We start from the raw sequence: 19,681 nt of genomic DNA, 5'->3' as shown, positions 1-19,681 counted from the left end.
GCCGCCTGCCGGTCAGGAGTCGGCGGTTCGCGCCCCGTCGAGCTCCGCGAAGGTGCGCAGGCTCGGCCCACGGGTCTGCTGGAGGTCACGCGCCACGGCCTCGACGTCACGCATGACCCGCAGCGTGTTGCCGCGCACGAGCTTGGCGACGTCGTCCTCGGACCACGAGCGCTCCAGCAGCGCGGCGACGAGCCGGGGGTAGCCGCTGACGTCCTCCAGCCCGACCGGGAAGGTGTCGGTCCCGTCGTAGTCGCCCCCGATGCCGACGTGGTCGATGCCGGCGACCTCGCGCACGTGCTCGACGTGCGCGACGACGTGCTCGATCGTCGCGTCGGGCTTCGGGTGCTGCTGCTGCCAGCCGGCGGTGAAGCGCCCGAAGGCCTCCCAGTCCTTGGCGTCGACCCCCACCTCGGCCGCGGCCGCGGCGGCCTCGACCCGCCACGCTGCGGTGTCGGGGGAGACGAACTCGGGCACGAAGGTGACCATGCACGTGCCGCCGTTGGCGGGCAGCGCCGCGAGCACGTCGTCGGGCACGTTGCGCGGGGTGTCGCAGAGGGCGAGGGCAGACGAGTGGCTGAAGATGACCGGCGCCTCGGTCGTCCCGAGTGCCGCGCGCATGGTGGTGGGGGCGACGTGGCTGAGGTCGACCATCATCCCGAGGCGGTTCATCTCGCGCACGACCTCGTGCCCGAAGGCGGTGAGACCACCGACCACGGGCGCGTCGGTGGCCGAGTCGGCCCAGGGCGTGTTGTCGTTGTGCGTCAGCGTCATGTAGCGCACGCCGAGCACGTGCAGCAGGCGCAGCGTGGCCAGCGAGCAGCCGATGGAGTGCCCGCCCTCGGCCCCGAGCAGCGAGGCGATGCGGCCGCTGTCGAAGGCGCGGTCGACGTCGTCCGCCGTGCGCGCCAGGGCCAGCCGGTCGGCATACGTCCCGATCATGCGGTGCACGCCGTCGACCTGCTCGAGGGTGGCCGTGACGGCCGAGTCGCCCTGCAGGGTGCTCGGCACGAAGACCGACCAGAACTGGCCGCCGACGCCGCCGTCGGCGAGGCGGGGCAGGTCCGTCTGGGTGGTCGCCACCGGGCCGCCGATGTCGAGCGCGTCGAAGTCGTAGCGGGTCTGCTCGCGTGCCTCCCACGGGAGGTCGTTGTGCCCGTCGACGAGCGGGTGCCGGGCGAGCAGCGCCCGGGCGCGCGCGACGGCGTCGACGGCGTCGGCGGGGTCGGTCTGGCCGGGCTGGGCGGTTCCGAGCATGTCGGCCATTGAACACCCGTCCATCTAGAGTGGGCGCATGACCCCTCCCCACCCGAGCGCCGACAGGAGCGTCGCACTCGTCACCCTCGGGTGCACGCGCAACGAGGTCGACTCCGAGGAGCTGGCAGGCCGCCTCCTCGCCGAGGGGTGGCGTCTCGTCGACGACGCGTCCGAGGCCGACGTCGCCGTCGTCAACACCTGCGGCTTCGTCGAGCAGGCCAAGAAGGACTCCATCGACGCGCTGCTCGAGGCCTCCGACCTCAAGGGCGACGGCGGGCGCACCCAGAAGGTCGTCGCGGTCGGGTGCCTCGCCGAGCGCTACGGCAAGGAGCTCGCCGACCAGCTGCCCGAGGCCGACGCCGTGCTCGGCTTCGACTCCTACCGCGACATGAGCTCGCACCTGCAGACGATCCTCGCAGGCGGCCACGTCGAGAGCCACACGCCGGGCGACCGCCGCACCCTGCTGCCGCTCACGCCCGTCGAGCGCCAGGCCGGTGCGGCCGGGGTCGCGTTGCCCGGCCACGGTGAGACGGCCTCCGAGGGCGCCCCGTCCGACGGCAGCGCGTCCGACGTCGACACGCTCGACGGCGTGCCCGTCCCGGCCACCGGCCCACGGGTCATCCGGGCCCGCCTCGACGGCCGCCCGTGGGCGCCGCTCAAGATCGCCTCCGGCTGCGACCGGCGCTGCTCCTTCTGCGCCATCCCGATGTTCCGGGGCGCGTTCGTGTCGCGGCGCCCGGCCGACATCGTCGCCGAGGGCCGCTGGCTCGCCCAGCAGGGCGTCAAGGAGCTCTTCCTCGTCTCCGAGAACTCCACCTCGTACGGCAAGGACCTCGGCGACCTCGGCCTGCTCGAGAAGCTGCTGCCCGAACTCACAGCGATCGAGGGCATCGAGCGCGTGCGCGTCTCGTACCTCCAGCCCGCCGAGATCCGGCCCGGCCTGCTGCGGGCCATGGCGGACACGCCGGGTGTCGTGCCCTACTACGACATCTCGTTCCAGCACGCGTCGGAGCCGCTGCTGCGTTCCATGCGCCGCTTCGGCTCGCGCGAGGCGTTCCTCGACCTGCTCGCGCGGGTCCGGGCCGACGCGCCCGAGGCCGGTGTCCGGTGCAACGTCATCGTGGGCTTCCCGGGCGAGACCGAGGCCGACCTCGACGAGCTCGAGGCGTTCCTCACCGAGGCGCGCCTCGACGTCGTCGGCGTCTTCGGCTACTCCGACGAGGACGGCACCGAGGCCGAGGGCTACACCGGTCACCTCGCCCCCGAGGTCGTCGCCCAGCGCCTCGACCGCTTCACCCGCCTCGTCGAGGAGCTCAACGCGCAGCGCGCCGAGGAGCGCATCGGCGAGCACGTCGTCGTCCTCGTCGAGGAGATCGACGACGAGGACGGCTCGGCCGTCGGGCGGGCTGCCTTCCAGGGCCCCGACGTCGACGGCGTCACGGTCGTGCACGTGCCCGAGGGCGCCCCGACGCCGCAGGTCGGCGACCTCGTCGAGGCCGTCGTCGTCGCCACCGAGGGGATCGACCTCGTCGCGGAGCCGCGATGACCCCGCAGACCTTCCACCGGGGGGAGGGGCCCGCGCCCCGGCCCACCGACTGGAACCTGCCCAACGCGTTGACCGTCCTGCGCTTCCTGCTCGTCCCGGTCTACGCCGTGCTGCTCTTCCAGGACGGCGGCCACGAGCCGTGGTGGCGCTTCTGGGCGTGGGTGGTCTTCGCACTGGCCGCCGTCACCGACGGCGTCGACGGCAAGCTGGCCCGCCGTCGCGGTGAGATCACGAACTTCGGCAAGGTCGCCGACCCCATCGCCGACAAGGCACTCACCGGCACCGCCTTCATCGGGCTCTCGCTCCTCGGCGTGGTGTGGTGGTGGGTGACGGTCGTCATCCTCGTGCGCGAGGTCGGCATCACCGTGCTGCGCTTCGTCGTCATCCGACACGGCGTCATGCCGGCCGGGCGCGGAGGCAAGCTCAAGACGATGCTCCAGACCCTGTCGCTGGGCTCGCTGACGCTGCCGCTCTGGGTGTGGCCCTTCAGCGGGGTGCTCACGACGGTCGCCTACGTGCTGCTCGGGGCCGCGCTCGTCATGACGGTGGTGAGCGGCGTCGACTACGTCTTCAAGGCGGCCCGGCTGCGCGAGACGAGCGAGCGCACCCGGCTGCGCAGGGCCGCGCGCGCTGCCGAGCGCGAGGCGCGGGCCGCGCAGCGGGCCCAGCGGGGCGCTCGCGACGACTCCGACGCGTCGACGCCTGCGCGCGGGACCGCCCCGACCGGAGCTGCCCCGACCGGAGCTGCCCCGACGTCGAGCAGCGGCGTCGGGCCCGTCCCGCCCGAGAAGACGCCGAACCGCGACTGACGTGGCACGGACGTGGCACCCACCGACGACCCCCTGACCGCGAGCCCCCCGGAGAGCCCGGGAGCGCGTCTCGTCGCGCGCCTGACCGAGGGCCGGGAGACGCTTGCCTGCGCGGAGTCGCTCACAGCCGGCCTCGTGGCCGCGACGGTCGCCGACACACCCGGCGCGTCCGCGGTGCTGCTCGGTGGTGTCGTCGCGTACGCGGCCGAGGTGAAGACCGCCCTCCTGGACGTCCCCGCCGAGCTGATCGACCGCGTCGGCACCGTCGACCCCGACGTCGCCGTCGCCATGGCCGAGGGTGTACGCCGTCGGCTCGGTGCGACGTGGGGCCTGTCCACGACCGGCGTCGCCGGCCCCGGACCGTCCGAGGGGAAGCCGGTCGGCACCGTCCACGTCGCCGTCGCCGGGCCCTCGGGAACAGTGACGCGGGCTCTGCAGTTGAACGGGACCAGAGCCCAGATCCGGGCGGCCACCGTCGCCGCGGTGCTCGGGCTCGCGGACGAGGAGACTGGCGCCACGCGCCGAACACTGGCACCGGCGGGGGACCCTCGGGGTACGGTAGGCGTGTCGGGTCACCCGCACGGTCCACCGGAACCGCACGACCCCGCACCAGCGACCTGAAGGAGGACGGCATGACGACACTCTTGCGACGCGAGCTCGGTGACGTCCTCCGCGAGCGTCGGCGCGCGCAGGGCCGGACCCTCCGTGAGGTGTCGGCCACCGCGTCGGTGTCGCTCGGCTACCTCAGCGAAGTCGAGCGTGGTGAGAAGGAGGCCAGCTCCGAGCTGCTCGCCTCGATCTGCGGCGCCCTCGACCTGCCCCTCTCGCGGGTCCTGATCGACGTCTCCAACCGCATGGCCGAGAGCGAGGGCCTCGCGCCCACCGTGCCGCTGCTCGTCCCCTCGGGCGACGTGGTGTCGGCCTCCGCCGCCTGATCGTCTACATTCTCGAGGGTGCCGACGCCTTTCTCGCAGATCGACGCCCGTCTCGACCAGGTCACCACGGCAGCTGACGCCACGGTCTCGGTCTGGCTCGGCGGCATCGACGGTCGCGAGCGATGGTCGCACGACGCGCACGCTGCGCACTACGCCGCGTCGACGATGAAGCTCCCGCTCGTCATCGCCGCCTTCCGTCGCGTGGCGCGGGGTGAGCTGGACCTCGCGCAGCCGGTGGCCGTGACGTCCACGTTCGCGTCGGTGCTCGACGGGTCGCCGTTCTCCCTCGACGCCGACGACGACCAGGACCCCGAGACGTGGGCCGTCATCGGCGGCACCTGCACGCTCGGTGAGCTGGCCGACCGCGCCATCACCCGGTCCAGCAACATCGCCACCAACCTGCTCGTCGACGTCGTCGGCCTCACGGAGGTCGCCGAGGTGCTGCGCCTGACCGGGTGCTCGGCCACCACGGTCGTCGGTCGCGGCATCGAGGACGCCCGCGCCCGCGAAGCCGGCATCACCAACACGGTCGCGGCCGCCGACCTCGGCCTGCTCATGGCAGCCGTCGCGCGGCGCGAGCCCGCGCTCGGCGGCGAGCCGGTGCTCGGTCCGGTCGAGGAGCTGCTCTCGCGCCAGCTCCACGTCGACCAGGTGCCTGCCGGGCTGCCCGAAGGCATCCCGACGGCGAGCAAGTCCGGGTGGATCCCGGGCGTCTCGCACGACGTCGCCCTCGTGCGCCCGCCCGGTGAGGAGCCGTTCGTGCTCGTCGTCTGCACCACCATCGCGCTCGGCGAGACGGAGGCCGCGGCCTTCGTCGCCGGCATCGCGCGCGACGTGTGGCGGGCCGAGCACCCAGAGCACCCCGAGCACCCTGAGAATCCCGAGCCGCATGCCGCCCAGGCCGGTCCCGACGCGCAGGCCACGTCCACCTCGGTGGCCGGCCGATGACGACGGTCGAGCGGGTCGTCACCACCGTCTCGTCCGTGCCGCTCCACACGCCGTTCGTCACGGCGCTGCGGCGCACCGAGACCACCGACACGGTCATCGTGAGAGTCACCGACAGCGACGGCCGCACCGGGTGGGGCGAGGCCCCGCAGGTGTGGCAGGTGACGGGGGAGTCCCTGGCGAGTGCCACGGCGTGCATCGAGCAGATGCTGGCGCCCGCGGTCGTCGGTCGGCCCCTCGACGACCGCGACGACCTCTCCGCGGCCGCCGCGGCCGTGCAGCGCGCGGTCGCCCGCAACTTCGGGGCCAAGGCGGCCGTCGACGCGGCGCTCCACGACCTCGTCGCCCAGGCGGAGGGCACGTCGGTGGCCACCCTGCTCGGGTCGGGGGCGGACGGCATACGTGACGTGCTCACGACCGACGTGACCCTCTCGGCCGGCGCTGCCGACGCCCTCGCCGACACGGCCCGGGCACGGGTCTCGGACGGGTTCCGCACCCTCAAGATGAAGGTCGGCACCGACGCCAGCACCGACGTGCAGCGCGTGGCGTCGGTGCGCGACGCCGTCGGACCGGACGTCGCGCTTCGCCTCGACGCGAACCAGGGCTGGACCCGTGAGGAGGCGGTGCAGGTCATCCGCGCCCTCGAGGTGGCCGACCTCGGCGTCGAGCTCGTCGAGCAGCCGGTCGTCGCCGACGACGTGGAGGGGCTCGCCTGGGTGCGGGAGCGCGTCGGGCTGCCGGTCATGGCCGACGAGTCCTGCTACGGCCCGTACGACCTCGAGCGCATCATCCGGCTCGGCGCGGCCGACCTCGTCAACGTCAAGCTCGCCAAGTGCGGCTCGCTCACCGTCGGGCGCGACATGCTCCGCCGTGCGCACGACGCCGGGCTCGGCACCATCGTCGGCTCGATGATGGAGAGCCACGTGGGTGTGGGGGCGGCGGCTGCCGTCGTCGCAGCCGAGCCGACGACCGCCGTCAGCGATCTCGACGCCGCGTGGTGGTCCGTCGCCTCACCGGTCGTCGGTGGAATCTCTTACTCCGGCAACGAGGTCCGCGTGCCTGCGGCTGCCGGTTTCGGCATCTCGGCCTTCGCGCAGCACACCTGAGAGCCGGCACGCAGACGACGAAGGGCCCCGCCTGACGCGGGGCCCTTCGTGTTGCGCGTGCTGTCTGGTGCCCCTCAGTTGCCGAGGACGCGGAGGGTGAACGTGCCCTCCCCGTTGCCGGTGGTGCTGGCGTTGACGCCGACGGCGCGGAGCGACTCGAGGAACGTCTTCTGGTTGCCCTTGACCTCGCCGAGGTAGAGCTTCTCCAGCTTGTCGAGGTCGACGAACACGGCGCTGTTGGACGACGTGACGTCGCCGACCGCCAGCTTGAAGGCGTCGGAGTCACCGAGCTTGCCGCCGGACTTGAGGTCGTCGGCGTAGTCGGGGGTCGTGGCGACGTAGACCCTGTCTCCCTCGACCTTGTGCGTCAGGACGCCGCTGTCGGCGCCCGAGGCCTGCATCAGCCGGTCGATGATCTCGTCCGCGCGCTTGGCGTCGCTCGAGACGACCTTGGCGCCGACCGTCAAGGAGTCGCCCTTGAGGTCCTGGTCGGGCATGGCGACCGTGAACGACCGGCCCAGGAGCACCTTGAGGTCGTCGGGCAGCGTGACGTCGAGCTGGTCCTCGACCATGGCGATGACGTCGTCCTGGCCGTCGGCGGCGGCAAGGTCGTTGATCTGCTTCTCGAGCTGCGGCCACGTCGAGCCGAGCATCTGGTCGGCGCCCGCCACGTGCACGGCAGCCATGGTGTTGGCGGGGAGGTTGGCCAGCTCGCTGCCGTTCCCCTTGACGGACGTCCTCGCGTCGGCGCCGCGGACGATGCCGGCCAGCTCGACGTAGTCGGCGTCGAAGCGCAGCGCCGCTGCGAAACGGCCCTTGGCACTCGCCAGCCCGGCGGTGTCCATGCCGTTGCCGTCGCCGCCCAGCTTGGGCAGCTCCTTGAGGCCGGTCGTCATGTCGAACCAGGCGGAGACGATGCCCTGCTCGCCGAGGGCGCCCATGTCGCCCGTGAAGTTCGCGTTGGCCGACAGCGCGCCCTTGTCGACGGCGGCGAGGGTCGCGTCACCGGTGCCGCCGGGCGTGACGATGGCGTAGCCGTCCTTGGTGCGCACGTCGGTCTTGGAGCCCTTGTCGCAGGCGAAGAGCCTGGTGAGGGCGTCCTTGGCGACGGTCTCGTCCTTGACCTGGATCGCGATGGCGAGGTTGGGCTGGTCCTTGGTGCCGCCGGGGCGGATCGCGGCGCCGACGCGGTCGCCGAGCCACGGCTCGACGTCCTTGTCGTAGGCGAACTTCTTGATGCAGTCGTCGCCGGCGTTCTTGGCGGCCATCTCCCACAGCTTCTTGCGGGGGTCGTCGCTGCCGAGGGTGTCCTTGACGGCGTCGAGCTTGCCGAGGAAGCGGACGGCAGCGACCTTCTGGCCTGCTGACGGGTCGATGTCGACGCGGAGGTACGCGTACGCGTCGCCGGGCAGCACGTCGGACGGCTGAGCGCCGCTGCCGCTCAGGGTCTGCACGGCGAGGACGCCGGCGCCGCCGAGGGCGAGGACGCCGGCGAGGGCGCCGACCAACAGGCCGGTGCGCTTGCGCCCGGGCTGGGCGGGGGAGGCCGGCTCGTCGGCGAGGTCGACCCCGACAGCGCCCGCGGCGCCCGCCTGCTCGGTCGCGGACGGGACCGGGTGGCTGCCCGAGGGCACCGGGTAGGTGTACTGCGGGACGGACGCAGTCGCGTCGCCCGCGTGGTCGGTCGGCCCGGTGGGCAGGGCGGAATCCTTCGGCTCGGTCATGGTTGCTCCCCTGAAGTGTCGAGGTCCCTGCTCGGCGCGGGACGAGAGGACGATACCGGTCGTGCGGCGACCGCGCGGGCGGTTGAGATAACGCTCCGACGACGGTTTCGGCGCAACGGGTTCCGCGGCTACGGGTGGCAGACTGCTGGGGTGCGGATCAGCCACTTCTGGACCTTGATGGACGACGAGTTCGGGCCGGCGTATGCCGGGTCGCTGGCGCGTGACCACGTCATCGGCGCGCTCGGCAACCGCACCGTCGTCCAGGCGCTCGACGACGGAGAGGCGCCCCGGGCGGTCTGGGAGGCGCTCTGCGTCGACATGGACGTGCCGCCCGAGCGGAGGCTGGGCCGTGACGTGCGGGTGGCGCGCGGCGCCCAGGGAGGCCAGGTCGGCAGGTGACCGGCGTGTCGTCGCGACTTCGAACACGTGTTCGGTAATGTTCTCCACAGGTCCTGTGCCATCACCCGCATCGTCCACAAGCCGTCTGGTGGTCCCACCCGATGTCGGCGCCGGCACCTAACGTCTGACCTGACAGCGGATCTCCCAGTGCGATCCGTGCCCGGGTCGTAGGTAGACGACCGCAGCGCAGACGGCAGACTAGGAGCCCGACATGGCAGCCCCCCAGGCGAAGGCGATGGACAAGGACAAGGCGCTCACCTCGGTGATGGGCCAGATCGAGAAGAACTACGGCAAGGGCGCGGTGATGCGCCTCGGCGACGACGTCCGTCCGCCGATCGAGGTCATCCCGACCGGCTCGATCGCCCTCGACGTGGCCCTCGGCATCGGCGGCCTGCCCCGCGGACGCATCATCGAGGTCTACGGCCCCGAGTCCTCGGGCAAGACGACGGTCGCGCTCCACGCCGTGGCCAACGCCCAGCGGGCCGGGGGCATCGCGGCCTTCATCGACGCCGAGCACGCGCTCGACCCGGACTACGCCAAGAAGCTCGGTGTCGACACCGACGCCCTCCTCGTGTCCCAGCCCGACACCGGTGAGCAGGCGCTCGAGATCGCCGACATGCTGATCCGCTCCGGCGCCCTCGACATCATCGTCATCGACTCCGTCGCCGCGCTCGTGCCGCGCGCCGAGATCGAGGGCGAGATGGGCGACAGCCACGTGGGTCTGCAGGCCCGCCTCATGAGCCAGGCGCTGCGCAAGCTCACCGGCGCCCTCAACAACACCGGCACGACGGCGATCTTCATCAACCAGCTCCGCGAGAAGATCGGTGTCATGTTCGGCTCGCCCGAGACGACCACCGGTGGCAAGGCGCTCAAGTTCTACGCCTCGGTCCGCCTCGACGTGCGTCGCATCGAGACCCTCAAGGACGGCACCGAGCCCGTCGGCAACCGCACCCGCGTCAAGGTCGTCAAGAACAAGGTGTCGCCGCCGTTCAAGCAGGCGGAGTTCGACATCCTCTACGGCCATGGCATCTCGCGCGAAGGCGGCCTCATCGACATGGGCGTCGAGCACGGCTTCGTCCGCAAGGCCGGTGCCTGGTACACCTACGAGGGCGACCAGCTCGGTCAGGGCAAGGAGAATGCCCGCAACTTCCTCAAGGACAACCCCGACCTCGCCGACGAGATCGAGAAGAAGGTCAAGGAGAAGCTCGGCGTCGGGCCGCGCGTCGACATGCCCGCCGAGGTCGCGGACGTGCCCGTCGACTTCTGATCGTGCCGGCACACGAGTCACCGCAGGAACGTCTGGCCCGCGCCGCGGCCGCCCTCGCCGAGGCGCAGGGTGTCGTCGAGGCGCGGGCCGCCGCGTCCGACGACCCTCCTCCGTCGCGCAAGCGCACGGGAGGGGCGGCCCGGGCCGGGCGGCGACCTGCTCGCGCTGAACCACGGCGCGGCGGCGCCGCGCGCCGCACCGGGTGGGCTGCGGCCGACTCCGCGGAGCGGCCCGACTGGGCCGTGCCCGTGGACGAGGCGCCCGTCGACACCGCGCCGACTGGGGAGCGGCGCCCCTGGACGCCGCCGCCCGACGACGTCGAGGTCGAGGTCCCCGAAGCCGACGCGGAGTCGGTGGCCCGGGCCATCGTGCTGCGCCAGCTGAGCATGGCGCCGCGCAGCCGGGCCCAGCTCGAGCGCAAGCTGCGTCAGCGGGGCTGCGACGACACGGTCGCCGCCAAGGTCCTCGACCGCATGACCGAGGTGGGGCTCGTCGACGACGAGGCCTACGCCCAGATACTGGTGCGGTCGCGTCAGGCCGGCAAGGGTCTCGCGCGTCGGGCGCTGGCGCACGAGCTGCGCAAGCAGGGCATCGACCAGGAGGTCGCCGACGAGGCGCTCGGCCAGGTCGGGGCGAACGACGAGCGCCTGCGTGCCGAGCAGCTCGTCGCCAAGAAGCTGCGCTCGATGCGCGGCCTGCCCCCGGAGGTCCAGGCCCGCCGCCTGGCCGGCATGCTCGCGCGCAAGGGTTACTCCGGTGAGGTGGCCTGGCCGGTCATCCGGGACGGCGTCGACGGCCTGCCCGAGCACCGGCGCGACTGAGACTTCTGGCGCGACTCGCTGCGGGGTCGTGTGGCCGCTGCACGGTCTGCGGGTCCCGGGAGAGCACAAGGGGGTGAGGACCTTTCGGTCCCCACCCCCTTCGGGTGTGGTGCTGGAGGCTCAGGCCTGCGCGGGCACGACGGCGATCGCCGAGATGTCGAACTCGAGCTTGACCTTCTCGCTCACGAGGACGCCGCCGGTCTCGAGGGCGGCGTTGAAGGAGAGGTTCCAGTCGGTGCGGTCGATGGTGGTCTCACCCTCGAAGCCGACGCGGGTGTTGCCGAACGGGTCCTTGGCCGAGCCGGTCTCCTCGAAGGGCACCGTGATCGACTTGGTGACGCCGTTGATCGTCAGGTCGCCGGTGATGGCCCACTCGGAGCCGTCGCGCTCGACGTTCGTCGAGACGAAGGTGATCTGCGGGTAGTTGGCGACGTCGAAGAAGTCGGGGGTCTTGAGGTGACCGTCGCGCTGCTCGTTGTGCGTCGTGACGGAGGCGGCCTCGATGACGACCTTGACCGAGGAGTTGGCCGGGTTCGCGGTGTCGACCGTGGCCGAGCCCTCGAACTGCTCGAAGTTGCCGCGGACCTTGGTCACCATCGCGTGACGGGCCGAGAAGCCGATACGGGTGTGGCTCGGGTCGAGCGTGTAGTCACCGGAGATGTCGGAGACGGCGACGGAGGCGACGGCAGCAGGCTCGACGGCCTCGTTGGAGTCGGACTTGGTGCGGTTGAAGAGACCCATGGGGAGCGTCCTTTGACGTAGGTGGTTAAATGTTCAATCACTATGATGCCGAAGTTTGGTTGAACTGTCAAGCACCTGGGTCAACTGGCTCGGCCCGTGGGGTATTCCCGGTGCCGCCGCATCTCGGCTGATGCGCCGCGGCCGGCCGTCGTCTCCCGGCGCACGCCGTACCCTTGTCGGTGCCATGACTATGCAGACCTCCGCGCAACAGCCCGTCACCTCCGAGAGCCGCACGGGCAGGACGTACGACGTGCGCACCCACGGGTGCCAGATGAACGTCCACGACAGCGAGCGCCTTGCCGGGCTCCTCGAGACCGCCGGCTACGTCGACCTCGCGAGCCTCCCTGCCGAGGAGCGGCCCGCGGTCGCCGACGTCGTCGTCTTCAACACGTGTGCCGTGCGCGAGAACGCCGACAACAAGCTCTACGGCAACCTCGGCCAGCTGCGTCCGGCCAAGCTCGCGAACCCCGACATGCAGATCGCCGTCGGCGGCTGCATGGCGCAGAAGGACCGCGGCACGATCGTCAAGCGTGCGCCGTGGGTCGACGTCGTCTTCGGCACCCACAACATCGGCTCGCTGCCCGCGCTGCTCGACCGTGCGGCGCACAACAAGCGTGCCGAGGTCGAGATCCTCGAAAGCCTCGAGGTCTTCCCCTCGACGCTGCCCACGCGTCGTGACTCGGCCTACAGCGCCTGGGTGTCGATCTCGGTCGGCTGCAACAACACGTGCACGTTCTGCATCGTGCCGAGCCTGCGCGGCAAGGAGCAGGACCGCCGCCCCGGCGAGATCCTCGCCGAGATCGAGGCGCTCGTGGCGCAGGGCGTGGTCGAGGTGACCCTCCTCGGGCAGAACGTCAACACCTACGGCGTCGAGTTCGGCGACCGCCTCGCGTTCGGCAAGCTGCTGCGCGCCTGCGGCGAGATCGAGGGCCTGGAGCGGGTCCGGTTCACCAGCCCGCACCCGGCCGCCTTCACCGAGGACGTCATCCTCGCCATGGCCGAGACGCCCAACGTCATGCCGAGCCTGCACATGCCGCTGCAGTCCGGCTCCGACAAGGTGCTGAAGGACATGCGCCGCTCGTACCGCAGCACGAAGTTCCTCGGCATCATCGAGAACGTCCGGCGCCACATCCCCGACGCCGCCATCACGACCGACCTCATCGTCGGCTTCCCCGGTGAGACCGAGGAGGACTTTCAGGGCACCCTCGACGTCGTGCGCGAGTCCCGCTTCTCGAGCGCCTTCACCTTCCAGTACTCCATCCGTCCGGGCACGCCCGCCGCGACGATGGAGCACCAGGTGCCGAAGCCGGTGGTGCAGGAGCGCTTCGACCGCCTCATCGCGCTCCAGGAAGAGGTCAGCTGGGCCGAGAACCGCACCCTCGAGGGCCGTGGGGTCGAGGTGCTGGTCGCTCCCTCCGAGGGCCGCAAGGACTCCGAGACCAAGCGTCTGTCGGGTCGCGCACGAGACAACCGGCTCGTGCACTTCGCGGTGCCGGCGGGCGCGGAGGTGCCGCGCCCCGGCGACATGGTCACCGTGGCCGTGACGTACGGTGCGCCGCACCACCTCGTCGCCGACTCCGGCATCGAGGGGGGCACGTATGCCGTCCGGCGCACTCCCGGGGGCGACGCGTGGGCGGCGCTCCAGGACGCCCCGCAGGGCTCGGGCAAGCCGGCGGTCAGCCTCGGTATGCCGTCGATCGGCCGTCCGGCGGCCGCGCCGGTCACGCCTGGGTGCTCGATCGCCTGAGCCGGTTCGGGACCTCTCGCCCCCTCGTGCTTGACTTGGCGCATGACTGTGCGACCCATCGTCATCACGGGTGAGCCCGTCCTGCACCGTTCGGCCGCCCTCGTGACCGAGTTCGACGAGGACCTCAGGACCCTCGTCGAGGACATGTACGAGACGAACGTCGCCGCCAACGGTGTCGGGCTCGCCGCGCCGCAGGTGGGGGTCGGGCTCCGGGTCTTCATCTGGAAGATGGCCAACGAGGACGGCGTGCCCGAGCAGGGCCACGTCATCAACCCGACCGTCACGACGTCGAAGATCCCGCAGGAGCGCCCCAACCCCGACGAGGAGACCGAGGGGTGCCTCTCGGTGCCGGGCGAGGCGTTCCCGCTCAAGCGCGCCGACCGTGCGCACGTCGTCGGCCTCGACCTCGACGGCAACCGTGTCGAGTTCGACGCGACCGGCTGGTTCGCGCGCTGCATGCAGCACGAGTACGACCACCTCAACGGCACGCTCTACGTCGATCGGCTCGACGAGCGCCAGTCGAAGAAGGCACGCAAGGCCGTCAAGCGCAACGGGTGGGGCAAGCCCGGCCAGTCGTGGCACCCCGGTGTCGACCGCGACCCCTTCGGGCACGACGACGAGCAGAGCGACGAGCACGCCGACGAGCTCATCGGCTGAGTGCCCTCGGTGGTCCACCGTCTGACGCCCGCCGTCCTGCGAGGCCCCAGGTGAGCACTGCGCCCCTCGCCGACCCGGCCGCACCCATCGTGGCGGTCGTCGGGGCGACCGCCACTGGCAAGTCCGACCTCGCTCTCGACCTGGCCGAGCGCCTCGGCGGCGAGGTCGTCAACGCCGACGCCATGCAGTTCTACCGGGGCATGGACATCGGCACCGCCAAGCTGGCCGTCGCCGAGAGGCGCGGCATCGCCCACCACGAGCTCGACGTCCTCGACGTCACCGAGGACGCCAGCGTCGCGGCCTACCAGGAGGCTGCCCGTCGTGACTTCGCGGCCATCACGGCACGCGGCCACCGACCCGTGCTCGTCGGCGGCTCCGGCCTCTACGTCAGGGCCGCGCTCGACCGGCTCGAGATCCCGCCGACCGACCCCGGGGTGCGGTCCCGGCTCGAGGCCGAGGCGGAGGCGTTGGGCGGTGACGTCCTGCATGCACGTCTCAAGGCCGCCGACCCGCAGGCAGCCGCCACGATCCTCCCCGGCAACGTGCGACGTGTCGTGCGCGCGCTCGAGGTCATCGAGCTGACCGGTCGCGCGTTCAGCGCCTCGATGCCGAAGCGCGAGCTGCTTTCTCCCGCGGTCCTCCTCGGTCTGCGCGTCGACCGGCAGGTCCTCGACGAACGCATCTCCCACCGCGTGGACCGCATGTGGGAGCAGGGCCTGCGCGACGAGACCGAGATGCTCCTGGGCCGCGGGCTCAGGAGCGGGGTCACCGCGAGCCGGGCCATCGGCTACAGCCAGGCGATCGCCGTCATCGACGGTCGGCTCGACGAGGTCGGGGCCCGGCTCGACACCGCGCAGGCCACCCGACGCTATGCCCGTCGGCAGGAGTCGTGGTTCCGCCCCGACCCGCGCATCGTGTGGCTCGACGCGCTCGCCGACGACCTGCTCGACCAGGCTCTGGGCGCGATCAGCGCGGCGGGTGCGGAGGCGTCGCACGCCATGCCGGAGAATGGCTGACATGACACGCTTCGCCAAGGGCCACGGCACCGAGAACGACTTCGTCCTCGTCCCCGACCTCGAGGGATCGCTCGAGCTCACGCCGGCCCAGGTGCAGCGGATCGCCGACCGCCACGCCGGACTCGGCGCCGACGGCGTCATCCGCGTGGTGCGCACCGCGCACGCCACCGACGAGGCCGTCCGCGCCCAGGCGGCCGAGGCGGAGTGGTTCATGGACTACCGCAACGCGGACGGCTCCCTGGCCGAGATGTGCGGCAACGGCACCCGGGTCTTCGCCGAGTTCCTCCGTCGCGAGGGGCTGGCCTTCGGGTCGAGCTTCTCCATCGCCACCCGAGCCGGCGTCAAGACGGTGCGCGTCGTCGAGCAGGGGTATGCCGTCGACCTCGGCCCGTGGCGCCTCGCCGACGAGGAGGGTGCGCGCCGCGACGGCTTCGACATCATGGTGCGTCCACGCCACGGCAAGCCCGTGCCGGCCCTGTCGCTCGACCTCGGCAACCCGCACGCGGTGGTCATGCTGCCCGAGGGGATCGCCCTCGAGAACCTCGACCTCTCCGAGGCGCCGCAGCTTCACCCCGAGCCGGCCGGCGGCGCGAACGTCGAGTTCGTCCGCGCGGTCGGGCCGGGCCACATCGAGATGCGCGTCCACGAGCGCGGCGTCGGCGAGACCCGGTCCTGCGGCACCGGGGCCGCGGCCGCGGCTCTCGCGACGCGCTTCTGGTCCGGGGTCGAGGACCTCAGCCCATGGACGGTCGACGTGCCCGGCGGTCGTCTGACCGTGACGCCCCTGCCGGGTCAGCGGGTCGAGCTGGCCGGCCCAGCCGCTCTCGTCGCCGACGGCGACTTCCCCCTCTGACCCTCGGGACCCCAGACCGGCGTTGGGTCGACGGCTCGTCGGAGCGGCGGGTCACCGCGACCCGGCGGCGTCCGCCTCGTCCGTCGCCTCTGCGGGCTGCGCAGGGTCCCGGGCTCCGGGATCGGTGCCGACCAGCCGGTGACCCTCGAAGAGCGGGCCTCCATGGCGAGCCAGCACCTCGTCGGCGAACGCGAGCAGGAGCGACACGTCACCCGCCGCCGCCGTGACGAGCGCCTGCTCGTGGCGGGCCGCCCAGCCGGTGTTCCTGTGGTCCCCGGTGCCGCCGCCTCCTGCGGCGTCCTCGGTGCGGTCGAGGTCGGCCAGCTCGCGGGCGACCCACTTGCCCCGACCCCACCAGTGGCCCGAGCCGTGCAGCAGCAGCCGCGCACTCTCGTCGGCGAGGAGAGTCGCGCTGACCAGGCGCTCGTGGCCGTCGTGCGCGTGGGTGACGTCGTCGAGGAGGTCGGTGACGGCATACCGCAGGGTCGCGAGGTCGTCCCCGGAGAGCCGGGACGGGCCCTCGGCCAGGAGGGCGCGGGCCGTGGTCTGCCACTGGGCGCCGCTGCCGTCGGTGTCGCGCAGCAGCACGGAGCGCCCGACGAGGCGCGGCATCGTCGGACGGCCCGCGCGCACGTCCTGCCGCAGGTAGTGCCCGAGCGAGGTGTCCGTGTGCACGAAGAGCTCGACGGGCCAGCCCCGGAACCGTCGCGAGTCGCGGTAGGGCGCCGGCGGCCCGCCGAGGAGCACCGTGACGTCGAGGTCCGAGCCGGGCGTCGCCGACCCGAGCACGACGCTGCCGCCGAGCCAGGCAGCCCGGGCATCGGGGAACCACAGCTCGACGAGCGCCTTGGCGTCGTCGACGGCCGCCGTGGGCTCAGGCACGGCGGACCTCGAGGATGCGGAAGGCCTTCGCCGACGACAGGCGCGTGCAGACCAGGCCCCAGTCGTGCGCGTTGAGCCACTTCTGCAGGGAGTCGGAGCCGAGGTGCTTCTGCACGACGAGGTACGCGACACCGTCGTCCGAGAGACGGGGCAGCCATCGCTCGAGCAGGGCGTGCAGGGCGGCCTTGCCGACGTGGATGGGCGGGTTCGACCAGATCGTGGCGAAGCGCAGGTCGTCCGGCACCTCGTCAGGCTCGCAGAAGGTGATCGAGTCGGCGCCGGCGGCCGCCGCGTTCGCGCGGGCCAGGTCGAGCGCGCGGCGGTTGACGTCGACGCCCCAGACACGCGCACCGGGGGAGCGCAGCGCCAGGGAGATGGAGATGGGCCCCCAGCCGCAGCCGATGTCGAGCAGGTCTCCGGTGGGGCTCGGGTCCGGCACCCCTGCGAGCAGGACCGTCGTTCCCGGGTCGAGGCGGTCGGGGCTGTAGACGCCGCGCGCCGTCGTCAGCGTGAGACGGCGGCCCTCGAGGGTCACCTCGATGCTGCGCCGCTCCTCCGGCGTAGCCGGCTCGGCGCTGAAGTAGTGGTCGGTCGGCTCGCTCATCACGGCCACCGTATCGGCGTGGGTGCGCTCGCGCCCCACCTGCTCCGGTGGGCGGCGGTCAGCTCCGTCGCCGGGCGGCGAGCGCCGCCCACGACCTCGTCCAGCGGCTCGGCGCCATCAGGACCCCCGCGACCAGTGCGCCCCACCAGAGCGCCTCGGCGCCCCAGCTCACCGCGCCGCCGATGTCCACGCCGAGGAGCACGAGGGCGACGACTCCCGACACCGCGAGGGTCACGTCGAGGCGTCCGGGCCGGCGGCGCAACAGCGACCGGAGGGAGGCCGCCCCGAAGGACAGCCCCATGACTCCGCCCCACAGCCCGACCATGACCGTGGTGGATCCGTAGGACAGCGTGTCGACCCGCTTCGCCCCGACCATGAACGCCACCGGGTCCTTCCCCCAGTAGAGCGCTGTCGTGGGCTCGCCGCCGAGCAGACGCGCAAGGTCCGGCGGCCACCGGGAGGTGTCGTAGGGGTTGTCATCGGCGAAACGCACGTACGCGTCCGGGCGACCGGCATCGGGGGTGAAGCGCCACTCGCCGCGGCTGAACCGTCCGGTCACGCGGCCGGGCACCGGCACGAAGCACGCGTCCGTGCGGGCTGCCCCCACCTGCTCCGTCGTGCACGTGCGCGCGCCGAGCATCGCGTCGCCGCGCTGCCACGCGTACGGCGTGTACGCCAGGCCGGGGTCGGCCATCGCCGCCACCGTACCCGGCGCGGGAGGCGTTCTCGTGCGAGGTGCGGGCACAAACGAGTGGCCCGTGGCGTTGGACCTTTGGGACCATAGGGAGAACATGACGAGCAACCACAGCAACCACACCAGCGACTCCGCTCGCGGCACCGACCGCGAGCGCCACCTGTTCGGCACCCGCGCCACCGCGCTGGCTGCTGACGACCTCGAGACCGACGGGGCCCAGTTCCCCCTCTACGACGGTGACCAGCTCGAGCGCGAGGAGCGTGCGGCGCTCCGGCGGGTCCAGGGCCTCTCGACCGAGCTCGAGGACATCACCGAGGTCGAGTACCGCCAGCTGCGCCTCGAGCGTGTCGTGCTGGCCGGTGTCTGGACCGAGGGCAGCGCCGAGGACGCCGAGAACTCGATACGCGAGCTCGCGGCGCTCGCCGAGACCGCGGGTTCGACCGTGCTCGAGGGTGTCATCCAGCGGCGCCAGCGCCCCGACCCCGCCACGTGGCTCGGCAAGGGCAAGGCCGTCGAGCTGCGCGACATCGTCGTCGCCGAGGGTGCCGACACCGTGATCTGCGACGGTGAGCTGGCGCCCAGCCAGCGGCGCGCGCTCGAGGACGTCGTCAAGGTCAAGGTCATCGACCGCACTGCGCTGATCCTCGACATCTTCGCCCAGCACGCCAAGAGCCGCGAGGGCCGCGCCCAGGTGGAGCTGGCCCAGCTGCAGTACCTGCTGCCGCGCCTGCGTGGCTGGGGTGAGTCGATGTCCCGACAGGCCGGTGGCCGCGTCGCCGGCGGTGAGGGCATCGGTTCCCGTGGCCCCGGCGAGACGAAGATCGAGCTCGACCGGCGCCGCATCAACACCAAGATCGCCAAGCTCCGCCGTGACATCAAGGGCATGAAGACCAGCCGCGACACGAGGCGCCAGTCACGCCGCGTCGGTGGCGTCCCGTCGGTCGCGATCGCCGGCTACACCAACGCCGGCAAGAGCTCGCTGCTCAACCGGCTCACCGGGGCCGGCGTGCTCGTCGAGAACCAGCTGTTCGCGACCCTCGACCCGACGGTGCGCCGCACCGAGACCGAGGACGGCCGCGTCTACACGCTGGCCGACACCGTCGGCTTCGTGCGCAGCCTGCCGCACCAGCTCGTCGAGGCGTTCAGGTCGACGCTCGAGGAGGTCGGCGACTCCGACCTGCTCCTGCACGTCGTCGACGGCTCGCACCCCGACCCGGAGGGGCAGATCACGGCCGTCCGGGGCGTGCTCGCCGAGGTCGGTGGCGACCAGATCAAGGAGATCATCGTCGTCAACAAGGCCGACATCGCCGACCCTGAGGTGCTCGACCGACTGCGCCGCCACGAGAAGCACTGCGTGACCGTGTCGGCGCGCACCGGCGAGGGTCTGGCCGAGCTGCGGGCGCTCATCGCCGACGAGCTGCCCAAGCCCGACATCGAGGTCGAGGTGCTCGTGCCCTACGACCGCGGCGACCTCGTCTCGCGCCTGCACGACGAGGCCGAGATCCTCGAGAGCGAGCACGTCGCCGACGGCACCCGGGTGCGCGCGAAGGTCACGCCGGAGATCGAGGCCGACCTCACGGCGTACGTCGTCGTCGCGAGCTGAGCGGCCCGCCGACGCACCACGGCCCTTCTCGACACGACGCCCGGCGGGTCACCCGCCGGGCGTCGGTGCTGTCGGAAA

At 72.2% G+C, this 19,681-nt stretch carries 20 protein-coding genes; 14 read left to right on the top strand and 6 right to left on the bottom strand.

The window, feature by feature from the left end:
• Positions 1-12 precede the first annotated feature (12 nt).
• Positions 13-1,263 carry a dipeptidase gene (locus tag ACXR8F_RS11540; protein ID WP_458800564.1) on the bottom strand — a complete coding sequence of 417 codons (1,251 nt, stop codon included), beginning with the start codon at positions 1,261-1,263 and terminating at the stop codon, positions 13-15.
• A gap of 28 nt (positions 1,264-1,291) precedes the next feature.
• Here ACXR8F_RS11540 and rimO point away from each other — a divergent pair, with 28 nt between their 5' ends.
• From rimO to ACXR8F_RS11510, 6 genes are read left to right on the top strand one after another with little or no spacing between them, the layout of a single operon-like run.
• Positions 1,292-2,800 (top strand): 30S ribosomal protein S12 methylthiotransferase RimO, encoded by a 1,509-nt coding sequence (gene rimO, locus ACXR8F_RS11535; protein ID WP_045190475.1) that lies wholly within the window; start codon positions 1,292-1,294, stop codon positions 2,798-2,800.
• The gene (gene pgsA, locus ACXR8F_RS11530) at positions 2,797-3,609 is read left to right on the top strand and encodes a CDP-diacylglycerol--glycerol-3-phosphate 3-phosphatidyltransferase (RefSeq protein ID WP_458800562.1); all 813 of its coding nucleotides are present in this window, start codon (positions 2,797-2,799) and stop codon (positions 3,607-3,609) included. Before rimO ends, pgsA begins: the two co-directional genes overlap by 4 nt.
• A 12-nt stretch (positions 3,610-3,621) precedes the next feature.
• Entirely contained in the window at positions 3,622-4,230 is a 609-nt protein-coding gene (locus tag ACXR8F_RS11525; RefSeq protein WP_458800560.1) for a CinA family protein, read from the top strand.
• An 11-nt stretch (positions 4,231-4,241) separates the two neighbouring features.
• Positions 4,242-4,544, top strand: a complete 303-nt coding sequence (locus tag ACXR8F_RS11520) for a helix-turn-helix domain-containing protein (protein WP_045190474.1) — start codon at positions 4,242-4,244, stop codon at positions 4,542-4,544.
• A gap of 18 nt (positions 4,545-4,562) precedes the next feature.
• Positions 4,563-5,492, top strand: coding sequence for a serine hydrolase (locus ACXR8F_RS11515; protein ID WP_458800557.1), 930 nt, complete (start codon positions 4,563-4,565; stop codon positions 5,490-5,492).
• Positions 5,489-6,595 carry a mandelate racemase/muconate lactonizing enzyme family protein gene (locus ACXR8F_RS11510; protein ID WP_458800555.1) on the top strand — a complete coding sequence of 369 codons (1,107 nt, stop codon included), beginning with the start codon at positions 5,489-5,491 and terminating at the stop codon, positions 6,593-6,595. The genes ACXR8F_RS11515 and ACXR8F_RS11510 overlap by 4 nt, the downstream gene beginning before the upstream one ends.
• Positions 6,596-6,669: 74 nt before the next feature.
• On the opposite strand, the gene ACXR8F_RS11505 is transcribed toward ACXR8F_RS11510, so the two are convergent.
• Positions 6,670-8,319 carry a DUF3352 domain-containing protein gene (locus ACXR8F_RS11505; RefSeq protein WP_458800553.1) on the bottom strand — a complete coding sequence of 550 codons (1,650 nt, stop codon included), beginning with the start codon at positions 8,317-8,319 and terminating at the stop codon, positions 6,670-6,672.
• Between the two features lie 150 nt (positions 8,320-8,469).
• On the opposite strand from ACXR8F_RS11505, the gene ACXR8F_RS11500 reads away from it, so the two are divergent.
• The 3 genes from ACXR8F_RS11500 (at position 8,470) to ACXR8F_RS11490 (ending at position 10,806) form a co-directional block, all read left to right on the top strand.
• Positions 8,470-8,718 carry a DUF3046 domain-containing protein gene (locus tag ACXR8F_RS11500; RefSeq protein ID WP_082080858.1) on the top strand — a complete coding sequence of 83 codons (249 nt, stop codon included), beginning with the start codon at positions 8,470-8,472 and terminating at the stop codon, positions 8,716-8,718.
• A gap of 235 nt (positions 8,719-8,953) precedes the next feature.
• Positions 8,954-9,985, top strand: a complete 1,032-nt coding sequence (recA, locus tag ACXR8F_RS11495) for a recombinase RecA (RefSeq protein WP_458800815.1) — start codon at positions 8,954-8,956, stop codon at positions 9,983-9,985.
• 2 nt (positions 9,986-9,987) lie between these two features.
• Positions 9,988-10,806 carry a regulatory protein RecX gene (locus ACXR8F_RS11490; protein WP_458800551.1) on the top strand — a complete coding sequence of 273 codons (819 nt, stop codon included), beginning with the start codon at positions 9,988-9,990 and terminating at the stop codon, positions 10,804-10,806.
• Between the two features lie 120 nt (positions 10,807-10,926).
• Here the strand turns inward: ACXR8F_RS11490 and ACXR8F_RS11485 are convergent, their stop codons facing one another.
• Entirely contained in the window at positions 10,927-11,547 is a 621-nt protein-coding gene (locus ACXR8F_RS11485) for a YceI family protein (RefSeq protein ID WP_458800549.1), read from the bottom strand.
• 184 nt (positions 11,548-11,731) lie between these two features.
• On the opposite strand from ACXR8F_RS11485, the gene miaB reads away from it, so the two are divergent.
• Genes miaB through dapF form a run of 4 tightly spaced genes read left to right on the top strand, consistent with a single transcriptional unit; the run spans position 11,732 to position 15,820 of the window.
• Positions 11,732-13,294 (top strand): tRNA (N6-isopentenyl adenosine(37)-C2)-methylthiotransferase MiaB, encoded by a 1,563-nt coding sequence (miaB, locus tag ACXR8F_RS11480; protein WP_458800547.1) that lies wholly within the window; start codon positions 11,732-11,734, stop codon positions 13,292-13,294.
• 42 nt (positions 13,295-13,336) lie between these two features.
• A complete protein-coding gene (def, locus tag ACXR8F_RS11475) occupies positions 13,337-13,951 on the top strand; it encodes a peptide deformylase (RefSeq protein ID WP_045190461.1) in 615 nt (204 codons plus the stop codon).
• A 50-nt stretch (positions 13,952-14,001) separates the two neighbouring features.
• The gene (gene miaA / locus ACXR8F_RS11470; RefSeq protein ID WP_458800545.1) at positions 14,002-14,967 is read left to right on the top strand and encodes a tRNA (adenosine(37)-N6)-dimethylallyltransferase MiaA; all 966 of its coding nucleotides are present in this window, start codon (positions 14,002-14,004) and stop codon (positions 14,965-14,967) included.
• Position 14,968: 1 nt separating this feature from the next.
• Positions 14,969-15,820, top strand: coding sequence for a diaminopimelate epimerase (dapF, locus tag ACXR8F_RS11465; protein WP_045190458.1), 852 nt, complete (start codon positions 14,969-14,971; stop codon positions 15,818-15,820).
• A gap of 51 nt (positions 15,821-15,871) precedes the next feature.
• On the opposite strand, the gene ACXR8F_RS11460 is transcribed toward dapF, so the two are convergent.
• The 3 genes from ACXR8F_RS11460 to ACXR8F_RS11450 are packed head-to-tail and all read right to left on the bottom strand — an operon-like array spanning position 15,872 to position 18,000.
• On the bottom strand, positions 15,872-16,702 hold the full coding sequence (locus tag ACXR8F_RS11460; protein WP_458800543.1) for a nucleotidyltransferase domain-containing protein: 831 nt from the start codon (positions 16,700-16,702) through the stop codon (positions 15,872-15,874).
• Complete coding sequence (locus ACXR8F_RS11455; RefSeq protein WP_458800542.1) at positions 16,695-17,306, bottom strand: class I SAM-dependent methyltransferase; 612 nt, start codon at positions 17,304-17,306, stop codon at positions 16,695-16,697. Before ACXR8F_RS11455 ends, ACXR8F_RS11460 begins: the two co-directional genes overlap by 8 nt.
• Before the next feature lie 58 nt (positions 17,307-17,364).
• On the bottom strand, positions 17,365-18,000 hold the full coding sequence (locus ACXR8F_RS11450; protein WP_458800540.1) for a hypothetical protein: 636 nt from the start codon (positions 17,998-18,000) through the stop codon (positions 17,365-17,367).
• 97 nt (positions 18,001-18,097) lie between these two features.
• Between ACXR8F_RS11450 and hflX the strand changes: the two genes are divergently transcribed.
• On the top strand, positions 18,098-19,603 hold the full coding sequence (hflX, locus tag ACXR8F_RS11445) for a GTPase HflX (RefSeq protein ID WP_045190453.1): 1,506 nt from the start codon (positions 18,098-18,100) through the stop codon (positions 19,601-19,603).
• Positions 19,604-19,681 lie beyond the last annotated feature (78 nt).

It is taken from the genome of Terrabacter sp. AAH1, assembly GCF_054456855.1.
Note: the sequence above shows the minus strand (reverse complement) of the source record. Positions and strands in the feature narration are given on the sequence as shown.